Genomic DNA, 26,293 nt, shown 5'->3' with positions numbered 1-26,293 from the left:
ATTCGCTTGGCATAAAGTGACCTTAAGTGTCTATGTGGTAACCTCCGTTGTTGGCCGTCCCCGTGGAACCGGGGATGCGGCGATGACGGAAAATCTTGAAGCAACAGCCGTTGATTATGCTCGGTTGAGCACTCTGCTCGACCGAGTCCGATGCCACGACGCCAACGCGTCCGGATAAGGAGTACAACCATGTCAGCATCAGTCGACACCCCGCCGGGTGACCCGAAGGGAGAGGCGAAGGCCAAGGTGAAGCCCTCGCTTCCTCCCGTGAATAAGAAGGTGTTCCTGGCGGCGGCCCTGGTGGCGCTCGCCATCACCGTGTGGGCTCTCATTTCACCGACCAATGCCGAGACGGTCCTCGGTGCCGTCGTCGGCTGGACCTCCGATTGGTTCGGCTGGTTCTACGTCCTCCTCGTCCTCGCCGTCCTCGTCTTCGTCATCTACCTGGCGGCCTCCCGCTACGGAAACACGAAGCTCGGCCCCGAACACTCGAAGCCCGAATTCGGCCTCGTCGCCTGGGCGTCGATGCTCTTCGCCGCCGGCATCAGCACCGACCTCATGTTCTTCGCCGTGGCCGAACCGGTCACGATGTACCTCACCCCACCGAGCACCGAACCCGAAACGGTCGATGCCGCCCGCGAATCGACGGTCTGGGCGCTCTTCCACTACGGCCTGAGCGGTTGGGGACTCTACGCCCTCATGGGTATGGCTCTGGCCTACTTCGCCTACCGGATGAACATGCCGCTGGCGATCCGTTCGGCGCTGGCCCCGATCTTCGGCAAACGTGTCCACGGTGCTCTGGGCGAGACGGTCGACTTCGCTGCTCTGCTGGGAACGATCTTCGGCGTGGCCACCTCGCTGGGCATCGGCGTCGTCATGGTCAACGTCGGCCTCAACACGGTCTTCGGGATCCCGATCGGCACCGCTACCCAGGTCGGCATCGTCGTCGTCGGAGTCGGCGTCGCCACGCTCTCGGCGGTCTCGGGTGTGGACAAAGGCATCAAGTTCCTCTCCGTCCTCAACGTCGTGTTCGCCATCGCGCTGAGCCTCTGGGTGCTCGTGGCGGGAAATACGAAGTTCCTGCTCAACGCCTTCGTCCTCAACATCACGGATTTCGTCCGCCTGTTCCCGGACATGGCCGGACAGACCTTCGCCTTCGAAGACACCGGCACATGGATGACCGACTGGACCCTGTTCTTCTGGGCCTGGTGGATCGCCTTCGCTTCGTTCGTCGGGCTCTTCCTCGCCCGCATCTCCCGCGGACGCACGATCCGTCAGTTCGTGCTGGGCACCCTGACGATTCCGTTCATCTACATCTTCATGTGGATCTCGATCTACGGAAACTCGGCCCTGGACATCATCCGCAACGGTGATGTGAAGTTCGGCGAAGCGGTCATGGTCAGCCCCGAGGGCGGCTTCTACGACCTGCTCTCCCGCTACCCGGCCTTCTTCCTCATCGCGGGTCTGGCCACGCTCACGGCTCTGCTGTTCTACGTCACCACCGCGGACTCTGCGGCCCTGGTGATGGCGAACCTGTCGTCGAATCTGCGCAACCCCGCCGAGGATGGACGCGCCGGTCTGCGCATCTTCTGGGCCGTGCTCACCGGTGCCCTGACGGTGGCGATGCTGCTCGTCGGAGGCATCGGCGCGCTGCAGAGCGCGACGGTGATCATGGGTCTGCCCTTCGCCTTCGTCGTTATCCTCGTCATGATCGGCCTCTACAAGGCACTGCGGGTGGAGGCGAACCGCGTCGACAGCGTCGATACGACCCTGCCCGGTTCGTTGGCGCGTCGTTCCCGCGGCCCCGGTCACGAGACCTGGCAGCGTCAGCTCGGCCGAGTGCTGTCCTTCCCGAATCAGGCGCGTGCCCAGGAGTTCGAGCAGAAGGTGCTCATCCCCACCCTCAACGAGGTGGCCGCAGAGATGGAAGGCCGTGGGATCTCTTCGCGCTGCGGTCGCGTCGATTCCGAAGGCGTGTTCGTCGACGACGGCGAACTCTTCCAGTTCGAGGTCGACGGAGACGGGGAATACCCGTTCCGCTATCAGGTCTGGCCGCACAAGGTCAGTGTGCCGTCGTTCGGCGGAATGGTTCCGCGCGGAACCGGCGAGGACTACTACCGGATGGAGGTCTACCTCGACGGCGGCACCGGTCAGGGCTACGACATCATGGGGTTCTCGAAGGAGCAGATCATCGATGACGTGCTCGACCAGTACGAACGCCACGTCGAATTCCTCCAGCTGCAGGAGAACGTCATCCACGGCGATGACTGAATCCGCTGGGTGAGAGCGACGCCCGGGATCCTGGCCTGATGGTCGGCGGTCCCGGGCGTTGTCGTTTCTCGCACCGAGGCGGCACGTTTCTCCCGCATCGAGGCGGCCGGACGGTGCGTGGCGAGCCCGGGAAAGGTCAGGCGATCACCCCGCAATCACATTGCGCAGGGTGCGGGTGACGGACAGGGCCGTGAGCCCGCTGGTGGCGGGGTTCTCCGGGCTCGGCGTCGAGCGGATGTCGAAGGTGAACTCTCCTGCCGACCCGGCTGCTCGGATCCGATGGGCGGACTGGGTCTGACCGGCCACCGCTTGGAGTACGACCTGCACCCGCTCCAACGATGCGCCGAGCATGTCGGCATCGGACGTGCCGGCGGACAGTCCGCGGGTGGACCAAGCGAGAGCGACGGCGATATTGACGTTGGCCGGGAACTTCTCGATCGCCTCGGCGGGGTTGCCCGTGAACACCGTCAAGGGTCCGTCCCCGGGGCGGAGGTCACGCAGACGCGCGGCCTCGGTCTCGGACATCCACGGTCGGATGAGTCCGCTCGCCTCCTTCGAAGTGGTGATTTCGACGGTGTCGAGGCCATCGGCCTGCGCCGCCGCCTCGAGCACATCGAGTCCACCGATCGCCCCGTTGGTCACATACAACCGGCCGGGGCCAGCGAGCAGACCCGCACGGGCCTCGGGCGCTGCCAGGGCACCGACACTGGTGAGGACGAGAGGGCGACCGGACGCAATAGCCGACGGACCGAGCTGGGCGGCGGCAGGGACACCGGCGCATTCGACGATGACGTCGAAACCGTCGAACATCCTCGGTGAGGGTGAAGTGTCGATGTCGGCACGACCGGCGAGCCGGGCAAGACCAGGGAGGTCGACTACCTCGGCGCCGTGATTCGGGCGGCCGTCATGCTTGGCTCGATCAGAGACCAGAGCGGTCAGGCTGAGCGTCCCGGCGGCGAGCTCGGGAGAGAGCAGCTGGGCGACGTGACGGCCGATGGCACCGAATCCGAGGAGGAGCACTGAGGTCATGGCCGCACCCTATCGGAGATCACTGACATGGGGCTCAGACCGGCGTGACCATGACCTGGGGGACCGGAGTATGGGGCGTGCGGGCAATGTCAGTGCGACGCGATACGGTTGCAGAATGGACGACGAAACACAGCCAAGCCATTCCGGCGGAGCCGTCATCGGCGACGACGGACTGGCCCGCACTCCTTGGGCGTACGGCGACCCGATGCTGCTGGACTACTACGACAGCGAATGGGGCCTGCCCATCCATGACGAGGCGGGGCTGTTCGAGCGGATGAGCCTCGAAGGATTCCAGGCCGGACTCTCCTGGCTGACGATTCTGAAGAAGCGGGAGCGATTCCGTGAGGTCTTCGCCGGATTCGATCCCGAGGCCGTTGCCCGCTTCGGCGACGTCGAGATCGAGCAGCTGCTGACCGACCCCGGGATCATTCGCCATCGGGGCAAGATCGAAGCTTGCATCAACAACGCTGCTCGCGTGATCGAGCTGCGTGAAGATGGCGGGCTCGATGCGTTTCTGTGGTCGTTCCAGCCTGCGCAGACGCCGCGCCCGCGCACCGTCGCCGAGATCCCGACGACCGGACCGGAGTCCGTGGCCCTGTCGAAGGCTCTGAAGAAGAAGGGATTCCGCTTCGTCGGACCGACCACGATGTATGCCCTGATGGAGGCCATCGGCATGGTCGATACGCACCTGCTCGACTCCCACCGGCGAGGTGCCTCCGGAGTGTGGTCGAAATGAATGACATCCGCGTTTCCGCGCTCGTCCTCCTCCACCCGCAGCGTCCGGGGCTGCTCATGGTGCGCAAGGCCGGGACGACGTCATTCATGTTGCCCGGCGGCAAACCCGAAGAGGGGGAGACCGCTGAGGACACCATCGTGCGCGAGATCGCCGAGGAGCTCGGACTCGATCTGGACCGACACCGGCTGCACGCCCTGGGTACGTTCGCCGCGGCGGCGGCGAACGAGGCCGATCACCGAGTCATCGGCGACGTGTTCTGCTACGACGGCCAGCCGAAGGGGCTCGATGTGGAGAACATCGCGCATCTGGCCGAGATCGCCGAAGCCGGGTGGTTTCCCATCGATCCGCTGCCCGCGGACACCGAGACCCGCCAGTTCGCACCGCTGATCCGCAATGAGGTGATCCCGGCGTTGCAAGCAGCGGGGAGATCGTCAGGCTGACCGGCGGCGCCGCGCACGCGGTGTGGCACTGGGTTCACGTGGTGCGCCATTCGATTCACACGGCGCGGCGGCTGTTCTCACACGGCGCGGCGTTGGAACGCGAGGTCGAGGGTGAACAGATGCAGGGAGTGCACCAGGGTGATCGCTGCGATGAGGAAGCTCAGTGAGATGTCGATGATGCCGAAGATCGTCAGTGCCGGTGGGCTGACATAGCCGGGTGCCTGCAGGAGGGTGCAGCCGATGACGATTGCGCCGGTGAGGATCGCAATCAGGACGGCGATCGTCGTTCGTCCCACCGCAGCCAGGCACAGCAGACCGGTGGTGAACAGCAGAGCGAAGAGCGCGAAGACATCGACTCCCCGTCCGATGATGAGGACTTCCTGCCACAGGTTCCCGTACGTGACCGAACTGTCCGGTTCGGGGGAGTAGTAGGGGAAGAACGAAGCGGCGATGACCATCACCACCAACGGTCCATAGAGGCGGGCATAGACGATGTTCGTACGTCGGATGCGCTGGGCGAGGTCGTCGGCGCGGCGGAGCTGCCCGGTCGTCATCGACCGGTCGTCGTCTGTCGCCGTCACCGTGGCCCGCCCTCGGTGTCGAGGCGGGTGGCACGAGGACTCGTTGCTGTGCCGAAGCACGGCAGAAGCATCGCATTTCTCCAATCAGGGAGTTAGGGGATTGTGGTCGACAATGGCGCGAATGGATTAGTCGTCATCAAGGCGGGTCGAAACCTGAAACGTATCCAGGAAAGTTACCGCTCGGTGTTCTCACGAGACAAGGAATGGTCATGACTCACGTGTCATGCCCGCGAAATTTCACATATTCGCACAAAGGCTTTTATACCGGGTTGTGACTTTATCCCTATTTGGCTGCTCGCCGAGGCGCATTCTTCGATCGGGCAGTCGCGAGGTCAGGCACGGCATGATCCTCTGCCGCGCGACCGAGCAGGCGCGAGATTCGATCGAGGGTGTCGCGGAGTTCGGGGCTGTCGACGACGGTGAAGTCGGTGTCCAGCCGTGCCAGTGTCAGGGCCATGGTGGCCAGGCTCTGCCCGCCGACAGTGACGAGGCAGCGATCGTCCTCGAGCGCTTCGACGGTGCCCTCGGCGGAAGCGAGTCTCTTCATCACCGTGGACGCTGGGGCGTCGACGATGACTTGGGCCGAATGCCGCCACCTGGGTTCCGTCGAATGACGTTCGACGAAGTCTCCGATGTCCTCGGCAGGCAGCGGGCGCGGAGTGAAGCTGGGACCGCTCGGGGTCTTCGGCACAATGCGTTCGGCGCTGAAGACCCGCCAATCCTCGGCCCTGGGATCGAAGGCCAGCAGCTGCCAGCTGTGCTGACGGTTGACGAGTCGGTAGGCCTCGACTTCCAGATGGACCTCGTGCGCCGGGGAACTGCTGGTGGACTCTGGCAGCAGGGACTCACCGGTGTCGAGGTACGTGAAGCGCAGGCGTTCGTGCCGGCGACAGTGGTCGATGAGGGTGACGATGAGGTTGGGGTCGACGATCGGCATCGGCTGATTTCCGGCGACCGGAACGGTGAAGTGTGCGAGGCTCTGCACTTGGGCTCGGACTGCGGCGGGGAGAATGGTCTCGAGCTTCGCCAGGGCCAGAGCCGAGGTCTCTTCCATTCCGCCGATGATGCAGCTCAGGCCCGAGTGGAGGCCGACGGCGACCGCCACCGCCTCATCGGCGTCGAACATGAGCGGTGGGATGCCCACCCCGTTGGAGGACAGGCGATAACCGCCTTCGGTTCCGCGCGTCCCGTCGATCGAGTAGCCGATATCGCGTAGCGTGCCGATATCGTTCCGGACGGTCCGCGGACTCACTTCCAGACGATCTGCCAATTCGTTTCCCGACCAGGTTCGGGGAACCATCAGCAGTGACAATAACCCGAGCAGCCGTGCTGCAGTCTGTGACATCTCTGCGTCTTCTGTCGTTTAGGAAGACCTCCTGCCTGAACTAAGAATAGCATTATGCAAATCGTTCCGGGGTAGAGCGAAAACAATGAAGTGGCTTCCCCGAATTCGGAGGAACAATCAAAATTGATGCACGAACAGCAGAATATTCAGAGTATTCCTTCCCCAGTGACAACAGAAACAGAATTCGATGTCGATGACTATCTCGAGTTGTATTCCTCGGCACGGAAGAAGGACAAAGGGTGGATCCTCGACGAGGTCATGATCCTCACCGGATGGTCCCGTGACCATGCGCGGCGCCGCCTGGCCGCCCTGCACGACGGAGAGGACGACTTCGATGATGAGGCCACCGAACAGGCACGGTCGAGGTGCTGCAAATATTCGCCCGAATCTCGCGCGCTCCTCGTTCGGATCTGGGAGTGGTCGGGGTATCAGAGCGGCAAGTACCTGGCCGCGGTGATGCCGCTGCTGCTCGACGCCGCCGAACGCCACGGCGCACTGGTGCCTGACCGCGATGGGTACAGTCTCGAGGTCCGCGCCGAGTTGCTCGCCGTCAGTCCGGCGTCGATCGACCGGTATCTGCGCACCGCACGAGCCGAGGACTTCCGGGACCGTCGGGTGTCGACGAAGCGGTTCACCAGTCCCAGCGAAGACTTCCTCGACTTCGCGTCGGGACCGAACGAGTTTGAGCCCGGGTTCTTCCTCGTCGACACGATTGCGCACGCCGGTCCGACCCGCGCCTCGAACTGTGTGTTCACGATCAGCGCCTCCTGCCTGCACACGGGTTGGGTCTTCACACGCAGTCTTCCCGACAACGCCGCGGGCACCATGGTGGACGTGCTGCAATGGTCGCTCGATGAGGTCCAGGGGATTCCCTTCTGGGTAAACGCCATCGAGCTGAGCAACGCCGATGACACCGTCCACGAGGCGACCGACCGGTGGGCACGCAGCCTGGACATCCATTTCAGTCCGGTGCTCAAAGACCTCCGTCGTGATCGGCTTCCGGAAGCATCGCGGCATCAGCATCTCGTTCACGAGTACGGCAATGTCCGCCGCTATGACACCGACGAGGCACGGTCTGCACTCAACGGACTCTGGCGTGCCGTCGACGACCGGCTCAACTACTTCACCCCTACGCGCAAACCAGCCGGCTGGGCAGAAGGCGAGGATGGCGAGCAGCGTCGCATCTACGACGAGCCGCGCACTCCGTTCGAGCGGCTGCGCGCAGCCGGAGTCATGTCACCGTCTCAGGAGGAAGAGCTGGTCCGGTACGCAGACGGTCTCGACCCGGCTCGGCTGACTGACGAGATCGCGTTCTGGCAGAAGCGTCTGGAGGAGCTGGCCGCCTGAATGTTCGCCCCTGAGACTTCGGCGCAGGGACTTCGGCACCGGGCGTCGGCAGCGAACCGCGTCCTGATACCGAAGACTCAGTCCTGATCCTGTCGCGAATAGGCGATGAGTGCCCGATACAGATCGATCGGCGCACAATTGGCGCCCTTGGCCAGGGACTTCATGAGTTTGCGGTAGGTCTGGTAATCCATGTGCGACGGGTTGTCCGTGGGCACGAGATTGAAGTCGTGCAGCACCGTCAGCGCCCGGGAATCCATGATGGAGAACTTCTTCGGATTCACCACGGTGAGCAGAGTGCTCGCCATCGGGATTCCCACTCCGGGCAGCATCTGGAGCAGAGGAAGACGGAAGCGATTGGGTGTGTCCTCGTCGAGAGCGACGCCGGTGACGAAGTCGATGTCATCGGACGAGAGCTCCTCGAGACCCGACAGGACTCCGATGGCCTTCCACTCGGCGACCTTGAGGAAGTGTTTGCGTTTGAACGATTCGCGGACCTTCGTCTTCGGACCGACTTCGCTGAAGATCTCCGATTCGAGGTCCGTGAGCACATAGAGCGGTTCGAACTTGAGGACGAATGCGGTGTCGACGGTGCCGCTGGGGGCTTCGCGGTTCAGTTCCGATGAGGTCATGGGCCGATGGTAGACGACCATTCTGACGCGCAGGTGAACAGTTATTGCTCGGAAGGAAGGCGAACGGTTCGGACACGGCAGATGCAGTGCCGATGTCGTAACCTCGGACTATGAGCCCCGATCCCCAGCCTCAGGCGACGTACACCCCAGCCCTGCTGGGTCTGGTGTGGTCGGCGATGTTCGGGTTCTCCGCCTTCTTCTTCAGCTATTCGACGATGGTGACGATCGCCGCGACGGACGGACTGTCGACCGTCACCGGAGGGTCCGTGCTGACGACGATGATGATCGGTGTCATCGTCGCCCAGCCCTTCGCTCCGTGGGCCGGCCGGGTCTTCGGCTTCAAGGCATCGCTGCTGATGGCTCTCGTACTGCAGTTCCTCGGCCAACTCCTGGGTCTCTTCGTCTCCCCGCCGCTGTTGGCGCTCGTCCTCGCCGGACTCTGCGGAGGCGTCGGGTTCGGACTCTTCGTCGTCCTCGCCAATGCGGCGGTTCCGGGTACGACCGCACCGGGGCGGATCGGCAAGGCACTGGGCTTCTTCGGTGGAATCACCTCCTTGGCATCAGCCGTCGGGGCGCCGCTGGGACTGTGGTTGGTCGAGACGATTCCGATCTGGATCTTCCGCATCATCGTCTGCGCCTGTCTGCTGTTGGCCATCCCCACGGTGCTCAAATATGTGCCCGGGCGGTCGCCTCGGCGAGGAAAAGACGATGCGGGAGATTCGGCGCGCGGCAATGAGACTGTCGGGGTTCGGCCCGGACACAATGAGAAAAGGAGCCTGCGGAAGGTGGGGCGCCGGGCGGGGGAGGTCTTCGGGCTCATCCTCATGCTCTCGCCGTTCCTCATCGGCATGATCGTCTTCGGGATCATCATCGGCTTCGGGCCGGGCGAGGACGTCGCGGTGGCGGCGCTGTTCATCGCGGGTATGCAGGTATCGGCGGTTATCGGCCGCTTCGTCGTCGGAGCGATTGCGGACCATTTACCGCCGTTCGCGCTCAATATCTTGGGTCTCGTCCTGACCGCGATCGGATTGGTCTGCGCCGTCGTATCCTATGACGCAACGCTGTTCGTCGCAATGCTCATCATCGGTCTCGGGCTGGGCGCCATGCAGTCGGCGAGCCTCGTCATGGCCTTCGCCTCGGTCAGCTCGCCGAGCCGGGCCAGCGTCGCCTGGAATATGAACTTCGACATCGGCCTGGCCATCGCCGGCGTGGTCGGCGGACTCGGTTTCACCTATCTCGGGTCTTCATCGACCTTCTTGGTGTGTGCCCTTGTTCTGCTGTTCGCGGGAGCACTGTCATGGATCGCACGGACTCTGCAGACGCGGAACAACTGAGACGGCTGAGCCGGTCATCACGGCGAATCCTCATCGAGCTGCGCCAACAGGCCGACGGCCGCACGCGTGTACTCGCCGATCCATCGATCGTGGATTCGTTTGATCGGCAGCGGCGCCAGGGCCAGCAGGCGGGTGCGTCCTTCCTTGCGGCCGGTGACCAGCTCGGCGCCTTCGAGCACGCGAATATGCTGCAGCACTGTCGTGCGGTCGAGGTCGGAAAACGCTTCGCAGACCTCACCGGTCGTGCGCGGTTGAGTCCGGAGCAGGTCGAGGATGCGTCGCCGTGTGAGGTTGGCTAGTGCTTTGAACACCGCGTCATCGGATTCGTCCGAACCTGTTCCCTCCACCTGTGACATGTGGTAAAAATATCACATGACAGATGAGCAGAGCACTCAGAACACACCCGCCGAGCAGGCCGATCAGTCCCGCCCACTGGAGGAGTTGTCCTTCACCGTCACCGGCTATATCTCGAAGACTCCGCATGAAACCTATGAGGCAGTTGCCGATCCCGAGCAGCTCTCGCACTACTTCACGACCGGCGGCGCCCAGGGCCGCCTGGAAGCCGGGGCAGAGGTGACATGGGATTTCGCTGACTTTCCGGGTCGATTCCCCGTCGAAGTCGTCGAGAACATCCAGGACGAGAAGATCGTCATCCGCTGGGAGGGGTCCGACGACTCCGTGGACAAGGACACGACAACAACCTTCGAGTTCGCTCCCGTCGACGACGGGGCACGGACCCTCGTGACGATCACAGAAAAGTCCTGGAAGCTCACCGAGGGCGGAGCTCAAGGCGCCTTCGGTAACTGCATGGGTTGGACCGGAATGCTCTCGGCACTCAAGGTCTGGATTGAGCACGGAATCAACCTCCGCGAGGGCTACTACAAGTGAGCTGATCCGAACTCTTGCCAAGTTCCTTAACGTAATCAGGTCGAAGCCGAGGCTGAACCTCCAAGGCGCATTCTTGGATTCTTCGAACTTATACCTTAGTTGGAGTGAGAAGGCGAAGTTCGGCGTTGCGAAGGTGGGGAAGCGAGCGATGCTGTGACGGGTCGAGTCCCTTCAGCCAGGCTTCCATGATTTGCAGTACGTCGCCATGAGCCACGAGGACGATTTCAGAAGCTTCATTTTCGGGATCGTCAATGAGTGACTCGATAAGTGCACGAGTCCGCGCGGCGACATGTTGCGGAGTCTCAACGCCGTCGGGCCAGCCTCGATTTTCGGAATCTGCTGCCCACACCTCGTCATATCGAGCTGCCGGGCCATCTTCGAGGGAACCGAAATCCCTCTCTCGTAAGCGCGTATCGATCCTTACGGGACGGGTTCCCCAGGCCGTGGCTGCTATCTGAGCGGTTTCGTGGGCGCGCGCAAAATCACTGGTGATCAGAAGCGAGCCCGAGGGCATTCGATTGTTTCGGGCGGTCTCTTCTGCTTGTTGCCTTCCCCGGTCGGTCAGCGAGGCCCACTCGAAGGCAAGACGGCCTGGGCGGCTGACAACAATCTGCTCGACGTTTGCTCGGCTCTCTCCGTGCCGCAGTCCCCACAGTCGATTGCAGCGGTTGTTGAGGATGTCGTCCACAGCAGCCTCCGGTCCTTTCATGACTTGAACGTGAACATTATGTGTCCTCATCTGACCCCAGAATGAAGGGCAGGAGTCGATTGGATTTCAGGCAAAAATTCTATTGTGCATCGCGCAACAGCCAGTGTAGCGTTTAAATCGATTTAGACCCCGAGATTACGAGACTTCAGACGATCACCTATTTGGTGGTTTTCCATCCCCGAGAGAGGGCGGATCATGAACTTTGACGGCTTCGAGAGTCCACAGACGAAACGGTTTCAACGGAAGGTGACTGTCCTATCTGCAGGCGGCACATTCCTTGACGGCTTCGATTTGACGGTCATCGCTGTGGCTCTGCCGATGATTGCAAATGAATGGGATGTCAGTGCGGGCGAGAAGTCCCTCATCACCAGTTCGGCGATCATAGGCTCTTTCATCGGCGCCGCCGTACTCGGCAATCTCACTGATCGTTTCGGCCGCAAGGCGATGTATGTCATCGATCTGCTCGCCTTCGTCGTATTTGCGGCCCTGACAGCATTCTCACAAGATGTCTGGCAGCTCATCATCTTCCGATTCCTGCTCGGCATCGGAATCGGTGCCGACTACCCCATCTCGGCGACCATTGTCTCTGAATTCGCCTCTAAGAAGGGGCGAGGGAAGCTCTCCACGTCGCTCGGTGCGATGTGGTTCGTCGGAGCGGTCGCCGCATATCTGGTCGGGTTGGTTGTGCTGCCGCTGGGAGATTACGCCTGGCGCGCGCTCTTGCTGGTGGGAGCAGTCTTCGCGCTCATCGTCTTCATCTTCCGCGTGCAGCTCCCCGAATCGCCTCGCTGGCTCCTCGCCCACGGCCGAACAGAGGACGCGAAGAATGTCGTCGAAAAGGTCACCGGTGTACGACCGACCGATGCCGAGCTCACTGAAAGTGACCAGCCGAAGCCGGGCGAGTCGGCAAAGCTCTTCGTCGGTGTCCAGCGTCGACGGACCTTGTTCGTCTGCGGATTCTGGTTTTGCTACGCCACTGCCTATTACGGCATCTCGATGTACACGCCGACCATCCTGGAACCGTTCACCAACGGCTCTCACGTCAGTGTGATTATCGGGTCCGGAGTTGTTGCCCTCCTCGGACTGGCCGGTTCCATCATCGGCATGAATCTCGTCGACAACTGGGGACGACGTCCACTCATCATCACCTCTTTTGCCGGCCTCACCGTGGCACTCATCGTCTTGGCCTCTGTCATCGGACCGAGCTTCGGATTCCTCGTTGTCCTCTTCAGCATCGCCGTACTCTTCGCCAACTCCGGTGGCGGCATCCTCAACTTCGTCTACCCCACAGAACTGTTCCCGACATCACTGCGTGCAACGGGCTCGGGACTGGCGACCTCGGTAAGCCGCATCGGATCGATCCTGGGTGTGCTGGCTTTCCCCAACCTCGTGGCGGCATGGGGGAACAATGCGGCACTCTGGGTGTTTGCCGCCGTCGGTGCCGCGGGCTTGCTGATCTGCCTGTTTATGGCACCGGAGACGAAGAACCGCAGCCTGGAAGAGATCAACTTCGAGGAGCCTGCTCATGCCTGAGCGCGATGACATTAAGGTGATCACCACCGTCGAAACGACTCTGGTTCCCGACCAGGCCGAGCCGTATCGTCGGCTCCACCTCCACTCCGGTGAACAGCATACTGTGCGCAATGACCTGGTGCCTGCGACGCCAGACGGAGAGCCTGCCCGCGATGAAGTCCGGCTTGCCGGGCTGGTTCACTTCACTGACTTTCAGATCGCAGACCTTGCCTCGCCGAGTCGAGTGGAGTTCCTCCAACGACGCGAAGGGCAACCAGACTGGGCGCGCATGCTTCCCGCCTACCGGCCACAAGAGTTTCTTCTGGCGCACGCGATTGAAATGACGGTGCGCACCATCAACGGACTAGTCGCCAGGGAACCGGGACGATGGGACATCGCTCTGACAACCGGGGATAACACAGACTCGGCGCAGTCGAATGAGCTCGATGCGTTCCTCACATACCTCGCGGGCGGCACAATCGAGCCAGCAGCTGGCACACGCGGTTTCAGCGATGCGCCAGTGGGCCTGGATGACGAGAATTACTACAACCCCGAGCCTTCGTCGCACGACCAGTGGAAGAAGACGAAAGGGCTGCCGACACATGCGGGAGCCTTGACGGCATCTGCCAAACCGTTTGACGGCGAGGGCCTGAAGCTTCCCTGGCTGAGCTGCTTCGGCAATCATGACTGCCTGGTACAGGGGCGTTCCGCCGAGCCGCGCGGATACGACGACTTTCTCACTGGCCGAGCCAAGCCCATTGGAGTAGCGGAGGATGCCGGTCCCCGCGGAGATAAGCTGTCCGCATACGTCGAGGACCCGACGTGGGTCTCTCAAGGGGCGAGCCATCCTATCGAAAGCGACTCGGGGCGGCGGATGGTGACGAAGGCTGAGTATGTCAATAGACATCTCTGCGCCCTCGGCTCTCCGCAGGGGCACGGATTCACCGAGGACAACAGAGCATCCGGTCGCGCGTACTACGTCTACGACGAACTTCCCGGAGTGAGAATGATCGTTCTGGACACCACCAACATCGCCGGGCACGTCGATGGGTGCGTGGACCAGCGACAGTTCGAATGGCTGGAGGAGAAACTCGTCGAGGTCCATACCTCGTATCTCTCCGAGAGCGGGGAGGCCGTTAGCGGAGGCGGGGACGACCGGTTGGTCGTCATCGCGTCGCACCATGGTCTCTCTACGATGACCAACGGCTTCGGGGCAGGCTCTGGGGCAGGAGAGGACCGACGTGGGAAGCTGTATCTTGCTGACGAGGTCGAAAAGCTTCTGCACCGCTTTGCGAATGTGGCACTGTGGCTGTCGGGGCATACCCATGTCAACAAAATCACCCCTCGGCCTGGCGAAGGCGGCGGTTTCTGGGAGGCTTCGACTGGCTCCATCGCCGAATGGCCCGTGCAATTCCGTGGCATAGAGATCTCTGCAGGCCCGTCGATGGTCAGGATGCGGACGACGATGGTTGATTCCCAGGCACCGGCGACACCGGACGGAACCCTGAGCCTTGAGGATCTCGCGTCTCTTCACCGGGAGATCGCGGCCAACGACGAAGGTTCTGTCGGTGGACTATACGCTGAAGGGGCCGTTGCCGATCGTAATCAGGACCTTCTGGTTTCAGTCTCGAATGAGCTTCTTACAGCATTGGGGGTCTCTTGAAGCTGGCTGCCGAAGCCGGCCACTGGAGTGCACGTGTAGAAAGCGGTGCCGAGTCTAAATGATCAGACTGAGTTCGTATCTATCTGCCGACCGAGAAGTCGGCAGGCAGATTTCCGGGATAATGGAGCTCGGTGAAAGTCACCGATCCGAATTTGAGCCGCCGGCGAACCGCGACGGACCGACAGATAGAGCGAGGCAGACGACGGATGGTTCCGAACAATGAGCGAGGAACGTCAAACCGTCGACCCACGGTTCGGACAGTAGCTGAAGCGGCAGACGTATCTCCCTCCCTTGTCAGCTTCGTCTTCAACGAACGTCCTGGAGTCTCCGAGCCGACTCGACAACACGTCCGCAATGTTGCTGCTGAGCTCGGCTACCAGCCAGACCCGCGTGCTCGCGAGCTGCGGACTGGAAAAGCAACGATTATGGGCCTCGTTGTCAGAAACGTCGCCAATCCGTTCTTCAACGAAATCCTCATGGGGATGCAGGAGAGAGCGGAAGGCGATGGCGTATCGGTTCTCGCGATGGACAGTCAGTTTGATGCCGCGCGCGAAGAGGCGCACGTTCGTTCGCTGGCTTCCCGCCGTACGGCTGGACTGGCCATCGTGCCCGTCGGTGATGCGTCCACCGTCCGGTTATGGCAACAGCTGCAGCCGACGGCGCCGCTTGCCATCGTCAATGCGCGACTCACAGCGGCACCTGAGATCCCTCATGTGACGCCGGACGATGAGACAGCAGTGGATCTCGCCTTCCACCATCTTTACGAAATGGGGCACAGAAAAATTGCACTCTTGTCTGCTCCGCCCCAGCTCATGCCAGATGGAGACCGGACGGCACGGTATCTGCAGCTGTGTTCGGAGCATCATGTTCTGCCTAGTCCCATCTACGCTTCGCTGAGAGGCGACGGCCTTACAGAGCATTTGTCCGAAGTGTTCGGAATGCCGACTGCAGAACGTCCGACGGCAATTATTACGAACTCGGATCACACAGCTGCCTATGTCTATCATGCGATTCGTCACCTGGGTCTCATTGTCGGTCGAGATATCTCCGTAATCGGTCATGACGATCTCGCCACCTCGTCGCTGCTGTCACCTGGACTGACTACGGTCCGACTGGACCTTCGCGAAATGGGACGCCAGGCATATCGGCGACTCACCGAACCCGGACTCGGGAACCATCGGGAACCCGTTGAGCTCATCGTTCGCGGCTCGACCGGCCCACTTCGGGAAGCGTGAGTGCGGCCCTTGCCCGCCGACCTCGAACAGCTCTCGCGCTACTTCACCCCGTCGACGACGGGGCCAGGACTCTCGTGACGATCACGGAGAAGTCCTGGAAGCTCACCGAGGGTGGAGCTCAGGGGGCCTTCGGCAACTGCATGGGCTGGACCGGAATGCTCTCGGCGCTCAAGGTCTGGATCGAGCACGGAATCAACCTCCGCGAGGGCTATTACAGATAAGCCCGGAGCGTCAGTGGGCGGACGGCTTCGACGCCGTGCCCGGGGCGTACTGCCTGTGCGCTCCGCGCTGCCCCCGGATCTCCGGAATGAGCACTGCGAGGGCCGCGGCAAGGAAGACGGCCTGCATCAGTGTGCGTGGCACCAACTGATCGTCCCACGGCAGATTCTCGCCGGTCAGCGCCAGATGCGCATTCGCCGGGAACATGAGGATGAGCATCAGCCCCAACCCGCCGGTCGCCCACGGGCGAGTCGGGTGCAGCAGCAGGCCGATGGCTCTGAGCAGTTCGAGCGCCCCGGTCACGGTGACGAGCGCGGCCGCGCCGGGAGGCCATGGCGGCACCATGTCGATGAGAGTCTCGCGCATGCCGACGAAATGGGAGACACCGGTGACGACGAACATCACGGCCAGCCCGAACCTGATCGCCACAGGCCACGTGCCGAGGCCATGTTCGGCCGCCGCCGAGTTGAAGCGCCCGACGGCGTAGACGGCGAGAGTTGTGGTGAGGAGAAACAGCAAGGATGCCATGAGAGGCTCCTTCGATGAGCGGAGCCTCGCGGCCTCGGCGAATCTTTATAATGAAAAGATAGGCCGCCGACGCGTATCTTGTCAATGAAAAGTTAGCTCCGGTACGATCGGACTGTGACTTATCATCATGGGGATCTGCGTCGGACTCTGTTGGCGGAGACCGCTTCGGCGATTGCCGAGGACGGCGTGGCCAAGCTGAGCATGCGTGCGCTGGCGAAACGAGCCGGAGTCTCCAACGCCGCTCCGACTTACCATTTCGGTGACAAATCCGGTCTGCTCACGGCCCTCGCGGCAGAAGGGTTCGACTGTCTGGCGGAAGCGATGGCCGGAGTCGACGAAGACGGCGGGCTCATTGACCGCGGAGTCGCCTATGTCGAATTCGCGCTCGCCTGCCCATCCCACTTCACGGTGATGTTCCAACCCCGGCTGCTCCGCGATGGCGACGCCGAACTGACTGCGGCCCGTCAGCGGGCGTGGGCGGCGCTCTCGGTCGGAGTGGCGACGACCAGATCGGGGCCGGACTCCGACTTCGGGGTGGCGGCATGGTCGATCGTCCACGGATACGCCACTCTGGTGCTCAGCGGCGCAGTGGAGTCCGAAGACGCACTCAAACAGGCGCGCATCGTGGCAGGCCACCTCGTTGAGGGTGCGGACAGGAGCGGTTGAGGAGTCGGGGCGGATCCGCTGATGTGGCGGTGAGGCACCTGCGGTACCCCGGAATCACTTGCCGGCGGTCTTCTTCTGCCCTGGTTCGAGTCCGTGGGAGTTCTTGATGAAGAACGCACCGATGACGCCGAGGATGCCGACGCAGGCGGCGACGAAGAACGCGACGTTCGCGCCGTGGACCAGGCCCGCCATGCCGTAGGTCTCCGGGTTCCGCGCGGCCGAGACCATGATCGTTACGAGCGCCGCGGTGCCGACGGACGCGGCGATCTGGCGCAGCGTGTTGTTCAGGGCGGTGCCGTGCGGGATGAGGTGCGAGGGCAGCTGGTTGAGCGCGGCCGTGGTCACCGGCATCATCACCATGGCGACACCGAACATGCGGACCGTGTTGACGACGGCGAGGTAGACGAACGACGTGTCCGGTTCCAGCCGGGTGAAGAGGAACGTGGTTCCGGTGAGCAGGACGAAGCCGGCGATCGCGAGCCATTTCGCGCCCACGGCGTCGAACACGCGACCGGTCACCGGCGACATCAGTCCCATCACCGCGGCACCGGGAAGCAGGACCAGACCCGACTCCATGGCCGAGAAGTCATTCATGTTCTGCATGTACAGCGGCAGGACCATCATGCCGCCGACCATGACGATGAACACGCACATGCCCAACAGGGTATTGAGCGTGAACATGCGGTAGCGGAGGATGCGGAACTCGAGGATCGGCTGTTCGAGCTTGAACTGACGGGTGATGAAGAACGTCAGCGTGATCGCGCCGATGACCAGCGGGATGAGCACCTCGGCGCTGAGCCAGCCGGCGTCACCGGCGGTGCCGAAGCCGAACAGCAGTCCGCCGAAGCCGAGGGTGGAGAGGATGATCGAGAGGACGTCGAGTCGGGGGAAGGTGCGTTCGGTGACGTTCTTCAGCAGGAAATAGGCGACGATGAGATCGATGATCGCGATCGGCAGCATCATGTAGAACAGCGTCTGCCACGGAAGGTGGTCGACGATCCAGCCGGAGAGGCTGGGGCCGATGGCCGGGGCGAAGGCGATGACGAGGCCGAAGGTGCCCATGGCCGATCCGCGTTTCTCGACAGGGAAGATCGCGAAGAGAATCGTCTGCATGAGCGGCATGATAATGCCGCCGGCCGAGGCTTGGATGACGCGTCCGATGAGCATCACCGGATAGACCGGGGCGATCGCGCAGACGAGGGTGCCGATGATGAATAGGCCCATCGCGGTGAAGAACAAGCCCCTCGTCGTGAACTTCTCGATGAGGAATGCGGTCACCGGAATCATGATGCCGTTGACGAGCATGAAGCTCGTCGTCACCCACTGTGCGGCACCGGAGGTGATTTCGAAGTAGTGCATGAACGCCGGCAGGGCGGTGTTGAGCAGCGTCTGATTGAGAATGATGACGAACGCGCCGGAGACGAGAACCGCAAGCACCAGGTTCCGGTTGACCGGAGTGCCTTCTGACGGGTCCTTCTGAATGTCGTCTCCGTTCGCCAATGGCATCCCCTCACCTGTTCGTCGTCTGTGTTTCTACTCGTCTACCAGCGTCAGCGCGCCCGAGGCGGTGTCCTGATTCGGCTCCTCTTCGCGCCCGGAAATAAATTCCTTGGTTATATAACCGCTTCATGCAGTTTAACCCACCACCCTCGCCGAGGCGGCCCCGGGTCGGTGTGAGATTCGTCGAGTTCATCTCCCGGTTGGGTGACGGACACCCGCCGCCGCGGATGATTCCGACCGTGGCCCCACCGGAGGACCGCGGTCGGAATCAAGACGGTCGGCCGCCTCGGTGAGGGGATTAGGTCAGCCGTGTGGCCGGCGACTGGGTCTTGTTGGGGTCGGTCTCCGGCAGGTCGCCGAGGATGTCGTCGATGCGAGTGAGGACGTCCGCGTCGAGGGCGACCCCGGCGGCCTCGGCGTTCGAGGCGATCTGCTCTGGGCGGGAGGCGCCGACGAGGGCGGTGGCGACGTTGTCGTTGGCCAGCACCCAGGCGATCGCCAGCTGTGCCATCGTGATCCCGAGCTCGGCTGCGATCGGTTCGAGCTTTGCCACTGCTGTCAGTTTGTCGTCGTGAAGATAGCGGCTCCTGATCGACTCCGCACCGCCGCCGTCCTCGTCGGTTGCCCGGGATCCGGCGGGGACCGGATGGCCGGGTTTGTACTTGCCGGTCAGCGCGCCCTGGGCGATCGGGGACCAGACGATCTGCGAGATGCCGAGTTCCTTCGACGTCGGGACGACCCGTTCCTCGATGACGCGCCAGAGCATGTTGTACTGCGGTTGGTTCGACACGAGCTGGATGCCGAGTTCCTTGGCCAGGTGGTGGGCGGCGCGCAGCTGGTCGGCGTTCCATTCGCTCACGCCGATGTAAAGAGCTTTGCCGGAGCGGACGATGTCGGCGAAGGCCTGCATCGTCTCTTCCAGCGGGGTTTCGTAGTCGTAGCGGTGGGCTTGGTAGAGGTCGACGTAGTCGGTGCCGAGTCGGCGCAGCGAGCCGTCGATCGACTCCATCATGTGCTTGCGCGACAGGCCGGTGTCGTTGTGTCCCTTGGGCCCGGTGGGGAAGTAGACCTTCGTGAAGATTTCGAGCGATTCGCGTCGTTGGCCCTTGAGTGCATCGCCGAGGACCTGTTCGGCGACGGTGTTCGCGTAGACGTCGGCGGTGTCGAAGGTGGAGATGCCCGCGTCGAGGGCGGCGTGCACGCACTTCGTGGCGGTGTCGTTCTCCACCTGCGAACCGTGCGTGAGCCAGTTGCCGTAGGTGATCTCGGAGATCTTGAGTCCGCTGTTTCCCAGATATCTGTGCTCCATGACCTCAGCCTACGACCGGGTGGCAGAGTGGGGAACCCCTCGGCGAGGCGGCGGTGGGCGAATTTGGCCACGGCCCAGTTTGAGTTGAGTAGCCCATGTTTGAACATGGGCTGCTCACCCTCAACTGTGCCGTTACGAGGAGACGTCGAGTCGGGCCGGCGCAGGAGGGCCCCGGAGAATCAGCGCATCAGCGCGTCGGCGCAGCATTCTCCGCGATATGCCCCTGCAGTGTCGTCGCGAACGCTGCTGAATCGCCGGCGCGCAGATGTGCGACGAGCGCCTCGTGCTCGGCGATGAGTTCGTCCGAACGCTCGAGGAGATGCCGGCTGTTCATGAACAGAGTGAACCGGTGCCAGTCGGAGAGCAGCGCATACATCTCGAGCATGACCCTGTTGTCCCCGGCCTCGACGAAACCACGGTGGAACTCCAGGGTGAGTTCGATGAACCGGGCGACATCCCCCTCGGCGAAGGCGGCGCGATGCTGTGTGATGAGACCGTCGAGTTTCTCCGCTAAGCGCTGCCGCATGGGTTCGGAGGCGCGTTCGACCGCGGTCGTCTCAAGTACGAAGCGGGCATCGGCGAGCTCGGCAACGGTGCGTTCATCGATGCCTTGGACGATCGCCCCGCGCTTGGGGTAGATGTGGATCCACCCCTCGTCCTGCAGACGGGCCAGGGCCACACGCACCGGGGTGCGGCTGACCCCGATCTCGGTGGCCAGCGCGGCCTCGCCGAGCATCGTTCCCGGCGGATGCTCGCCATCGAGGATCTGCCCGCGAACGTAGGCATAGGCGCGTTCGGCCGCGCTCATCGACTCAGTCTTCGTGCTCATTTCCCCGCCCCGTCCTGTCCCGCGGCGGAAGCGGACTGGTCGGCATCCTCGGTGAGGGTGGAGGCGCGACGTCCCGGCCAGCTCATGAGCGGGATCGCCCGAATCGAGAATCCGACGGCGATGAGCAGGACGAACGTGGCCATGAGATTGATCCAGAGGAACCCGCCGGCGCCGAGCACGGACCCGGCCATCGCTGCCATGAGGGCCCCGCCGAGGTTCATGGCCGAATCCGATGCGCCCTGCAGGGGCACCTTCGCATGTGCCGGCACCGAGGCGGTCAGCAGGGACGATCCGCCGATGAGGAACATCGACCATCCGATTCCGAGCAGGACCAGCGCGATCGACAGCAGCACCATCGACGACTCCGGGGCCACAGCGTCGATGACGCCGAGGACGATCGTGAGGACGAAGATACCGGCCCCACCTGCGATGACGACGCCCGAGCCCCACCGGTCGGCCATCCAGCCGAACACGGGGGACAGGGCGTACATCCCGGCGATGTGGATGCTCACGACGATGCCGATGGCGCCGAGGCTGAACTCCTGATGATCCATGTGCACCGGGGTCATGACCATGACGTTGGTCATCATCATCTGCCCGGCGATGATCGTGATCATCGCGAACAGCGGCACCGGGCGGGCCAGAGCGAAGCGCAGCGCTTCGCCGAGTTTCATCGGGGGAGGGGCGGCCGCCTGGGCGGTGGATCCGTTGGGCGCGGCGGGTTCCCTCGCCGAGGCGGCGCTGGCGTTGGCCTCGGTTGTGGCCTCTCCGTCGTGGCTGGGATCATCGAGGTCGGGTTCGCCCGGGTGATCGGTGCCGGCGGCCACGGACTTCGTCAGGGTCGAGGCTGACAGCGTGGCCAGGGCGAACGCGACCATGGAGATGAGGTAGGGCCCGGCCAGACCGTTCATGCCCAACGTCTCGCCGAGGTGGGCACCGGGGGCGGTGAAGCTCGGGCCGAGGACGGAGCCGACGGTCGTTGCCCACACCACTAGCGACATGGCACGACCGGCGGCGGCCGGGTCGGCGAGGTCGACGGCGGCGTAACGGGCCTGCAGGCCTGAAGCCGTCGCTGAACCGCACATCATCATCCCGAGCATGAACAGGGGGAGGAATTGGAGGGCGACGCCGATGAGGACGACCACCGCCCCGAGTGCGCCGATTCCGAACCCCAAGGTCAGCGCCTTGCGACGGCCGGAGCGACCGGCGAGGACGGCGAGAGGGTAGGCGATGAGACCAGCTCCGAGGATGACGCTCATCTGCGCGAATCCGGCCATCGACGTCTGCCCGGTGATCTCTTCGGCGAGCAGTCCGCCGACGGCATATCCGGAGGCGATGCCGGCCCCGGAGAGGAGCTGGGCGGTGATGAGTTTGGCCTGTTCGCGGATGTGGCTCGTCATGGTGGTCTCACGTCGTCGTGGTGGTCAAGACTCACTCACATTAACTTGCATCCATCTTGGATACAAGAGTGAGTCTGGCCGCACAGAACGCATCGGGTCAGCGAGAGGCAACGGTGAAGTGGCGTTCGGCGCTCGGCACCTCGATTTCGTCGACGACGGCCACGGCCAGATCTTCGACGCTGATTCGTGAGCGTCCGTCCTGCCCGACCAGGAGAGCCGTTGTTCCGCGCCGATACTCGCCGAGGCAGGCGCCGGGTTCGAGCACGGCCGGAGGGCTGAGGTAGGCCCAGTGGTCTGTCGAATGGTTCCGGCAGGCCTCGAGCTGAGCGACGCTGGCGGCGGCGAGCTCTCTCCACTCCTCGGCGACGAATTCCGGGTCGTCGAGGACAAAGGATTCAGGATCGTTCGGTGATTGGAGCGGTCCGGCACCGCCGATGATGAGTAGCGGGACCTGCGCGTGTGCGGTCGCGGACAGCACCGCCTCGGTGAGGGAGAGGAACTGTGTTGTCTGGCCGGGCGCTGCCCGGACGGTGAGCACGGCCGCATCGGCATCGGTCAGCGCTATGTCGAGGTCGGAGGCGACGCGAGCGTCGACAGTCATCGGCTGAACCCTGGGTCGAGTCGCGGTGGTCGAACTGGTGGAAGTGCTGTTCGGGTGGCGTGAGGCGGCGACGACGTTATGGCCGCGATTAGCTGCCTCGTCGACGATGCAGGACCCGACCATGCCGGTGGCTCCGATGACGGTGATTCTCATGCTGCGGTCTCCTTTTCTGTGCGTGCGCGGGTGAATGCTGTCGGGGAGAGTTGCCCGCATGCCAGTGCCGCCAGAGCCAGGGCGAAGCCGGCGATCTGTGCGGGGTTGAGGCTCTCGCCAGCGAAGGCGATTCCGAGTCCAGCGGCCACCAGTGGGGAGAGCAGCCCGAGTAGGGCGGTGGCGGTGACTGGCAGGCGACCGAGGCCGCGGAACCACAGGGTGTATGCGAGTAGCCCGCCGATGCCGCCCAGCCACAGGTAACCGGCGATGCCCGGAACGTCGACATGAGCAGGGACGCCTTCGATGAGCAGAGTGGGCAGGAGAAGGACGAGCCCGCCGGCACTGAGCTGCCAGCTTGCGAAGCCGACCGGACCGATGCCGGACGGCAGTCCCCATTTCTTGACGAGGATGACGCCGGTTCCCATCGAGGCGGCACCGAGGATGCCAGCCGCAATTCCGACGATGTCGAAGCCGGCGCCTGGCCCGAGGACGACGAGACCGACTCCGATGACGCCGACGATTCCCCAGCCCAGTCGCCAAGCGGACAGGCGTTCGCCGAGGACGAAGACGGCGAGGATGGTGATGAGGATCGGCTGGGCAGCACCCAGCGTCGCGGCGACTCCGCCGGGCAGGCGGGCGGCCGCGACGAACAGGAGTGGGAAGAAGACCCCGATGTTGAGCGTTCCGAGAGCCGCGGCTTTCCACCACCAGGATCCGGTGGGCAGGCGGCGGGCGATGAGGAGGCCGATGAGTCCGGCCGGCAGGGCGCGCACGAGTGCGGCGAGAAGCGGGTGGCCGGCGGGCAGGAACTCGGTGGTCACGATGTAGGTCGTGCCCCATACCGCGGGGGCCAGTGCTGTGAGCAGGGTTGTGCCGATCTGTGGACCGGACGGGGAGGCGGTCGGTGGTGCGGAAGTAGTCGCTGTTGTCATGCCTCCAGAGTCGACCTGCGACGGTATATGAGTCCAACACATAGTTTTCATTGATTTAATGAACTGCGATCATGGACAAATGGAACTGCAGCAGCTGCGCTATGTTCTCGCTGTCGCCGAGGAGCGGAATTTCACCCGAGCGGCTCAGAATACGCATGTCGTCCAATCGGCGCTCAGCCATCAGATCAAAGCTCTCGAACGCGAACTCGGTGTCCAGCTCTTCGCCCGGACAAGCCGACGCGTCGAACTCACCGAAGCCGGACATGCTTTCGTAGCCGGTGCTCGGGCCACTCTCGATGCCGCCGAACGGACCGTCACCGAGGCGGTAGCCACGACCGGTCAGATGCGAGGAAGTCTGAGCGTCGGGGCGATCCCGACTGTGACACGGCTCGACCTCACCGCGGTGCTCGGCCGCTTCCATCGCACATACCCGCAGGTGAGCATAGGCATGAGCGTGGGCGGAAGTCTCGATTTCATCGAACGGATCCGAGCAGGCAGTCTCGATGCGGCAGTCCTCGGTCTACCTGAATACGTGGAGCCGACGGGGGTGGCGAAAGCCGTTCTGGCACGGGAACGGCTCGTGGCCGTGCTCGGACCCGGTCATCGGTTCTCCGGACGCAAGCGGCTGCGGCTGGCTGATCTGACTGATGAGACATTCGTTGACTTCCCCTCGGACAGTCCCGGCCGTTCGCAGTCCGATCGGGCCTTCGCCGAGGCGGGACTGACCCGCACTGTCGCGTTCGAATCGATGCTCGTCGACATGATGCTCGACCTGGTTGTCCAGGGCCTCGGTATTGCGCTGCTTGCCCCGGCGGTAGTACCGAAGGGACGGGGACTTGTCACCGTGCCCGTGACCGACGGGCCGAAGCGCGTCGAATACCTCGCATGGAGCGAATTCAATCCGAGTCCCGCCGCGACGGCATTTATCGAGGCTGCCCTGGCGAGCCTCGATGCGGAATAAGGTTGTGGCAGCGACAATCTCACTGGCAGGAGCCCCGCATGATCAGAGAAGACCGCACCGTCAACGTCCTCACCCTCACCATCGACAACACTGCGCAGGCAAACGCACTGACCGAGGAGATGCTGGGCCAACTCACCGACGCCTTCACCGAGGCGAGCGCGAACGAGATCTGCGCGCAGTTCTCCTCACCTCTGCCGGTGGGCGCGGATTCTCGGCGGGAATGGACACCGCGCAGTTCGCACATACGAGTGCGGAACGAGCGTACGAGTCGATCAGCCGCCTCGGCGAGGTGTGCGAAGCGATTAAGAACTGCGACCTTCCGGTCGCCGTCGCAATCGACGGCTTCTGCATCGACGGAGCGTCCGAGATCGCAGCGGCCGCGGACTTCCGCATAGGCAGCAGCGACTCCTGGTATTCGATGCCAGAGGTGCGCATCGGCATCCCCTCGGTGCTCGAATCGGTCAACCTCCACCGCCTCATGGGCTGGACGAAGCCGACCGTGCAGTCATCGCCCAGCAGAAACGACTGCTGAGAACGTGGAAGAACACCTTCGAGGTCGAGGCGATTGCCGACAGCAAGAAGGAATTCGCACTCGCGTTCGCCGCGAAAGCAGAGAGACAATAGCCTGAGTACTTAACGAACGATTGAGGAGAACGCGTGACAGACAACGAGGTCACACCACTGCCCGAGGCTTTCTACCTTCCTCGCGGCGAGAACGAATTCGACTCGACCCGGGCCACGACGAGCCCGTGGGACGAGCGGATGCAGCACGGCGGGCCGCCCGCGGCACTGCTCGCCCGTGCCGTCGAACAAATCCGCGAAGACGAGGCGATGAGCATCGGCCGGCTGACCATCGACATGCTCGGGCCGATCCCGCAGGGTCGGATCCGCACCGAGGCGACCATCGTCCGACCCGGAAAGCGCATCGAACTCGTCGAAGCCAAACTCTGGGCCGAAGACCGTCTTGCCGTCACCGCGACCGCGTGGCGGATGCGCTCGACACCCGAATCCAGCGCCGAGGTGGCTGCGAACTTCGACACATCCTCGGTGCCGGAACCGCAGGAGCAGAAGTACTTCCCCGGCATCAGCCCTGACTGGGGCTACGGGCGTGCCATCGAATGGCGATTCGTCTCCGGCGGCCTTCAGGAACTCGGAGCCGCCGACGTCTGGGTGCGTCCGCGCATCCCGCTCGTCGCAGGGGAGGACACCAGCCCGATCCAGCGCTTCGTCATCGTGGCGGACTCGGCGAACGGCGTCTCGGCGGCTGTGCCGTACGGCGAGTGGACGTTCATCCCACCGTCGCTGTCGCTGACCTTTGCACGCGAACCGAAGTCCGAATGGCTGAACATGAACGTTCGCACTCATGTCGGACCCGATGGTCGCGGTGTTGCCAACGGCGACCTGGCTGACGAGATCGGCTACGTTGGAGCCGTGACCCAACCGTTGCTCATCGCCCGGCTCTGAGGCTCGCCTGAC

The 26,293-nt window shown here is 63.3% G+C and carries 27 protein-coding genes; 14 read left to right on the top strand and 13 right to left on the bottom strand.

Annotated features, from left to right (window positions below):
- The first annotated feature begins 189 nt into the window (after positions 1-189).
- The gene (gene betT / locus BI49514_RS01115; protein ID WP_101543572.1) at positions 190-2,271 is read left to right on the top strand and encodes a choline BCCT transporter BetT; all 2,082 of its coding nucleotides are present in this window, start codon (positions 190-192) and stop codon (positions 2,269-2,271) included.
- Positions 2,272-2,415: 144 nt separating this feature from the next.
- Here betT and BI49514_RS01110 read toward each other — a convergent pair whose 3' ends face one another.
- On the bottom strand, positions 2,416-3,300 hold the full coding sequence (locus BI49514_RS01110) for an aspartate dehydrogenase domain-containing protein (protein WP_101543570.1): 885 nt from the start codon (positions 3,298-3,300) through the stop codon (positions 2,416-2,418).
- A 115-nt stretch (positions 3,301-3,415) separates the two neighbouring features.
- On the opposite strand from BI49514_RS01110, the gene BI49514_RS01105 reads away from it, so the two are divergent.
- On the top strand, positions 3,416-4,036 hold the full coding sequence (locus BI49514_RS01105) for a DNA-3-methyladenine glycosylase I (RefSeq protein ID WP_180954340.1): 621 nt from the start codon (positions 3,416-3,418) through the stop codon (positions 4,034-4,036).
- Positions 4,033-4,476: an NUDIX hydrolase gene (locus tag BI49514_RS01100; protein WP_101543566.1), complete on the top strand. Its 444-nt coding sequence runs from the start codon at positions 4,033-4,035 to the stop codon at positions 4,474-4,476. The genes BI49514_RS01105 and BI49514_RS01100 overlap by 4 nt, the downstream gene beginning before the upstream one ends.
- Positions 4,477-4,553: 77 nt before the next feature.
- Here BI49514_RS01100 and BI49514_RS01095 read toward each other — a convergent pair whose 3' ends face one another.
- Positions 4,554-5,057 (bottom strand): hypothetical protein, encoded by a 504-nt coding sequence (locus BI49514_RS01095; protein WP_039208605.1) that lies wholly within the window; start codon positions 5,055-5,057, stop codon positions 4,554-4,556.
- Between the two features lie 283 nt (positions 5,058-5,340).
- The gene (locus BI49514_RS01090; protein ID WP_101543564.1) at positions 5,341-6,402 is read right to left on the bottom strand and encodes a helix-turn-helix transcriptional regulator; all 1,062 of its coding nucleotides are present in this window, start codon (positions 6,400-6,402) and stop codon (positions 5,341-5,343) included.
- 165 nt (positions 6,403-6,567) lie between these two features.
- On the opposite strand from BI49514_RS01090, the gene BI49514_RS01085 reads away from it, so the two are divergent.
- Positions 6,568-7,749: an integrase gene (locus tag BI49514_RS01085; protein WP_101543562.1), complete on the top strand. Its 1,182-nt coding sequence runs from the start codon at positions 6,568-6,570 to the stop codon at positions 7,747-7,749.
- Between the two features lie 77 nt (positions 7,750-7,826).
- Here BI49514_RS01085 and BI49514_RS01080 read toward each other — a convergent pair whose 3' ends face one another.
- Positions 7,827-8,378: a hypothetical protein gene (locus BI49514_RS01080; protein WP_101544040.1), complete on the bottom strand. Its 552-nt coding sequence runs from the start codon at positions 8,376-8,378 to the stop codon at positions 7,827-7,829.
- A 110-nt stretch (positions 8,379-8,488) separates the two neighbouring features.
- Between BI49514_RS01080 and BI49514_RS01075 the strand changes: the two genes are divergently transcribed.
- Complete coding sequence (locus BI49514_RS01075; protein ID WP_101543559.1) at positions 8,489-9,712, top strand: MFS transporter; 1,224 nt, start codon at positions 8,489-8,491, stop codon at positions 9,710-9,712.
- 17 nt (positions 9,713-9,729) lie between these two features.
- On the opposite strand, the gene BI49514_RS01070 is transcribed toward BI49514_RS01075, so the two are convergent.
- Positions 9,730-10,068: an ArsR/SmtB family transcription factor gene (locus BI49514_RS01070; RefSeq protein WP_101543557.1), complete on the bottom strand. Its 339-nt coding sequence runs from the start codon at positions 10,066-10,068 to the stop codon at positions 9,730-9,732.
- A gap of 16 nt (positions 10,069-10,084) precedes the next feature.
- Here BI49514_RS01070 and BI49514_RS01065 point away from each other — a divergent pair, with 16 nt between their 5' ends.
- Complete coding sequence (locus BI49514_RS01065) at positions 10,085-10,600, top strand: SRPBCC domain-containing protein (protein ID WP_101543555.1); 516 nt, start codon at positions 10,085-10,087, stop codon at positions 10,598-10,600.
- Between the two features lie 88 nt (positions 10,601-10,688).
- On the opposite strand, the gene BI49514_RS01060 is transcribed toward BI49514_RS01065, so the two are convergent.
- The gene (locus BI49514_RS01060) at positions 10,689-11,288 is read right to left on the bottom strand and encodes a histidine phosphatase family protein (RefSeq protein WP_244195199.1); all 600 of its coding nucleotides are present in this window, start codon (positions 11,286-11,288) and stop codon (positions 10,689-10,691) included.
- Positions 11,289-11,504: 216 nt separating this feature from the next.
- Here BI49514_RS01060 and BI49514_RS01055 point away from each other — a divergent pair, with 216 nt between their 5' ends.
- From BI49514_RS01055 to BI49514_RS01040, 4 genes are all read left to right on the top strand, one after another.
- Complete coding sequence (locus BI49514_RS01055; RefSeq protein ID WP_101543551.1) at positions 11,505-12,842, top strand: MFS transporter; 1,338 nt, start codon at positions 11,505-11,507, stop codon at positions 12,840-12,842.
- The gene (locus tag BI49514_RS01050) at positions 12,835-14,484 is read left to right on the top strand and encodes a metallophosphoesterase family protein (RefSeq protein ID WP_101543549.1); all 1,650 of its coding nucleotides are present in this window, start codon (positions 12,835-12,837) and stop codon (positions 14,482-14,484) included. The genes BI49514_RS01055 and BI49514_RS01050 overlap by 8 nt, the downstream gene beginning before the upstream one ends.
- Positions 14,485-14,615: 131 nt before the next feature.
- Positions 14,616-15,719 (top strand): LacI family DNA-binding transcriptional regulator, encoded by a 1,104-nt coding sequence (locus tag BI49514_RS01045; protein WP_145996169.1) that lies wholly within the window; start codon positions 14,616-14,618, stop codon positions 15,717-15,719.
- A 74-nt stretch (positions 15,720-15,793) separates the two neighbouring features.
- Positions 15,794-15,940, top strand: coding sequence for an SRPBCC family protein (locus BI49514_RS01040; RefSeq protein WP_338063751.1), 147 nt, complete (start codon positions 15,794-15,796; stop codon positions 15,938-15,940).
- A gap of 10 nt (positions 15,941-15,950) precedes the next feature.
- Here BI49514_RS01040 and BI49514_RS01035 read toward each other — a convergent pair whose 3' ends face one another.
- Complete coding sequence (locus BI49514_RS01035; RefSeq protein WP_101543546.1) at positions 15,951-16,466, bottom strand: MauE/DoxX family redox-associated membrane protein; 516 nt, start codon at positions 16,464-16,466, stop codon at positions 15,951-15,953.
- Between the two features lie 114 nt (positions 16,467-16,580).
- On the opposite strand from BI49514_RS01035, the gene BI49514_RS01030 reads away from it, so the two are divergent.
- Positions 16,581-17,132, top strand: coding sequence for a TetR/AcrR family transcriptional regulator (locus BI49514_RS01030; RefSeq protein ID WP_101543544.1), 552 nt, complete (start codon positions 16,581-16,583; stop codon positions 17,130-17,132).
- Positions 17,133-17,186: 54 nt separating this feature from the next.
- Here the strand turns inward: BI49514_RS01030 and BI49514_RS01025 are convergent, their stop codons facing one another.
- The 6 genes from BI49514_RS01025 to BI49514_RS01000 all read right to left on the bottom strand — a co-directional run bounded on the left by BI49514_RS01025 (position 17,187) and on the right by BI49514_RS01000 (position 23,856).
- Positions 17,187-18,638 carry an MDR family MFS transporter gene (locus BI49514_RS01025; RefSeq protein WP_101543542.1) on the bottom strand — a complete coding sequence of 484 codons (1,452 nt, stop codon included), beginning with the start codon at positions 18,636-18,638 and terminating at the stop codon, positions 17,187-17,189.
- 292 nt (positions 18,639-18,930) lie between these two features.
- Positions 18,931-19,941, bottom strand: coding sequence for an aldo/keto reductase family protein (locus BI49514_RS01020; RefSeq protein ID WP_062241436.1), 1,011 nt, complete (start codon positions 19,939-19,941; stop codon positions 18,931-18,933).
- 187 nt (positions 19,942-20,128) lie between these two features.
- Positions 20,129-20,770 carry a GntR family transcriptional regulator gene (locus tag BI49514_RS01015; RefSeq protein WP_101543540.1) on the bottom strand — a complete coding sequence of 214 codons (642 nt, stop codon included), beginning with the start codon at positions 20,768-20,770 and terminating at the stop codon, positions 20,129-20,131.
- A complete protein-coding gene (locus BI49514_RS01010; RefSeq protein ID WP_101543539.1) occupies positions 20,767-22,170 on the bottom strand; it encodes an MFS transporter in 1,404 nt (467 codons plus the stop codon). The genes BI49514_RS01015 and BI49514_RS01010 overlap by 4 nt, the downstream gene beginning before the upstream one ends.
- 97 nt (positions 22,171-22,267) lie before the next feature.
- Entirely contained in the window at positions 22,268-22,924 is a 657-nt protein-coding gene (locus tag BI49514_RS01005; protein ID WP_101543537.1) for an NAD(P)-dependent oxidoreductase, read from the bottom strand.
- Entirely contained in the window at positions 22,921-23,856 is a 936-nt protein-coding gene (locus BI49514_RS01000) for an EamA family transporter (protein ID WP_101543536.1), read from the bottom strand. The genes BI49514_RS01005 and BI49514_RS01000 overlap by 4 nt, the downstream gene beginning before the upstream one ends.
- A 79-nt stretch (positions 23,857-23,935) precedes the next feature.
- On the opposite strand from BI49514_RS01000, the gene BI49514_RS00995 reads away from it, so the two are divergent.
- From BI49514_RS00995 to BI49514_RS00985, 3 genes are all read left to right on the top strand, one after another.
- Positions 23,936-24,817 carry a LysR family transcriptional regulator gene (locus tag BI49514_RS00995; RefSeq protein WP_101543534.1) on the top strand — a complete coding sequence of 294 codons (882 nt, stop codon included), beginning with the start codon at positions 23,936-23,938 and terminating at the stop codon, positions 24,815-24,817.
- Complete coding sequence (locus tag BI49514_RS00990) at positions 24,807-25,349, top strand: enoyl-CoA hydratase-related protein (RefSeq protein WP_244195197.1); 543 nt, start codon at positions 24,807-24,809, stop codon at positions 25,347-25,349. Before BI49514_RS00995 ends, BI49514_RS00990 begins: the two co-directional genes overlap by 11 nt.
- A 125-nt stretch (positions 25,350-25,474) precedes the next feature.
- Positions 25,475-26,281, top strand: coding sequence for a thioesterase family protein (locus tag BI49514_RS00985; RefSeq protein WP_244195196.1), 807 nt, complete (start codon positions 25,475-25,477; stop codon positions 26,279-26,281).
- Positions 26,282-26,293 lie beyond the last annotated feature (12 nt).

It is taken from the genome of Brevibacterium iodinum ATCC 49514 (genome assembly GCF_900169265.1).
In the GTDB taxonomy this organism is placed as follows: Bacteria; Actinomycetota; Actinomycetes; order Actinomycetales; family Brevibacteriaceae; genus Brevibacterium; species Brevibacterium iodinum.
This window is presented reverse-complemented; position numbering and strand designations above follow the sequence as displayed.

What these genes read in the sequence shown, in the direction of transcription:
- BI49514_RS01070 (WP_101543557.1), bottom strand. Translation starts at nt 10,068, where the DNA reads ATGTCACAGGTGGAGGGAACAGGTTCGGACGAATCCGATGACGCGGTG.
- BI49514_RS01110 (WP_101543570.1), bottom strand. Translation starts at nt 3,300, where the DNA reads ATGACCTCAGTGCTCCTCCTCGGATTCGGTGCCATCGGCCGTCACGTC.
- BI49514_RS01010 (WP_101543539.1), bottom strand. Translation starts at nt 22,170, where the DNA reads ATGACGAGCCACATCCGCGAACAGGCCAAACTCATCACCGCCCAGCTC.
- betT (WP_101543572.1), top strand. Translation starts at nt 190, where the DNA reads ATGTCAGCATCAGTCGACACCCCGCCGGGTGACCCGAAGGGAGAGGCG.
- BI49514_RS01065 (WP_101543555.1), top strand. Translation starts at nt 10,085, where the DNA reads ATGACAGATGAGCAGAGCACTCAGAACACACCCGCCGAGCAGGCCGAT.
- BI49514_RS00990 (WP_244195197.1), top strand. Translation starts at nt 24,807, where the DNA reads ATGCGGAATAAGGTTGTGGCAGCGACAATCTCACTGGCAGGAGCCCCG.
- BI49514_RS01005 (WP_101543537.1), bottom strand. Translation starts at nt 22,924, where the DNA reads ATGAGAATCACCGTCATCGGAGCCACCGGCATGGTCGGGTCCTGCATC.
- BI49514_RS01020 (WP_062241436.1), bottom strand. Translation starts at nt 19,941, where the DNA reads ATGGAGCACAGATATCTGGGAAACAGCGGACTCAAGATCTCCGAGATC.
- BI49514_RS01025 (WP_101543542.1), bottom strand. Translation starts at nt 18,638, where the DNA reads ATGCCATTGGCGAACGGAGACGACATTCAGAAGGACCCGTCAGAAGGC.
- BI49514_RS01105 (WP_180954340.1), top strand. Translation starts at nt 3,416, where the DNA reads ATGGACGACGAAACACAGCCAAGCCATTCCGGCGGAGCCGTCATCGGC.
- BI49514_RS01050 (WP_101543549.1), top strand. Translation starts at nt 12,835, where the DNA reads ATGCCTGAGCGCGATGACATTAAGGTGATCACCACCGTCGAAACGACT.
- BI49514_RS01090 (WP_101543564.1), bottom strand. Translation starts at nt 6,402, where the DNA reads ATGTCACAGACTGCAGCACGGCTGCTCGGGTTATTGTCACTGCTGATG.
- BI49514_RS01080 (WP_101544040.1), bottom strand. Translation starts at nt 8,378, where the DNA reads ATGACCTCATCGGAACTGAACCGCGAAGCCCCCAGCGGCACCGTCGAC.
- BI49514_RS01015 (WP_101543540.1), bottom strand. Translation starts at nt 20,770, where the DNA reads ATGAGCACGAAGACTGAGTCGATGAGCGCGGCCGAACGCGCCTATGCC.
- BI49514_RS01000 (WP_101543536.1), bottom strand. Translation starts at nt 23,856, where the DNA reads ATGACAACAGCGACTACTTCCGCACCACCGACCGCCTCCCCGTCCGGT.
- BI49514_RS00995 (WP_101543534.1), top strand. Translation starts at nt 23,936, where the DNA reads ATGGAACTGCAGCAGCTGCGCTATGTTCTCGCTGTCGCCGAGGAGCGG.
- BI49514_RS01100 (WP_101543566.1), top strand. Translation starts at nt 4,033, where the DNA reads ATGAATGACATCCGCGTTTCCGCGCTCGTCCTCCTCCACCCGCAGCGT.
- BI49514_RS01055 (WP_101543551.1), top strand. Translation starts at nt 11,505, where the DNA reads ATGAACTTTGACGGCTTCGAGAGTCCACAGACGAAACGGTTTCAACGG.
- BI49514_RS01075 (WP_101543559.1), top strand. Translation starts at nt 8,489, where the DNA reads ATGAGCCCCGATCCCCAGCCTCAGGCGACGTACACCCCAGCCCTGCTG.
- BI49514_RS01035 (WP_101543546.1), bottom strand. Translation starts at nt 16,466, where the DNA reads ATGGCATCCTTGCTGTTTCTCCTCACCACAACTCTCGCCGTCTACGCC.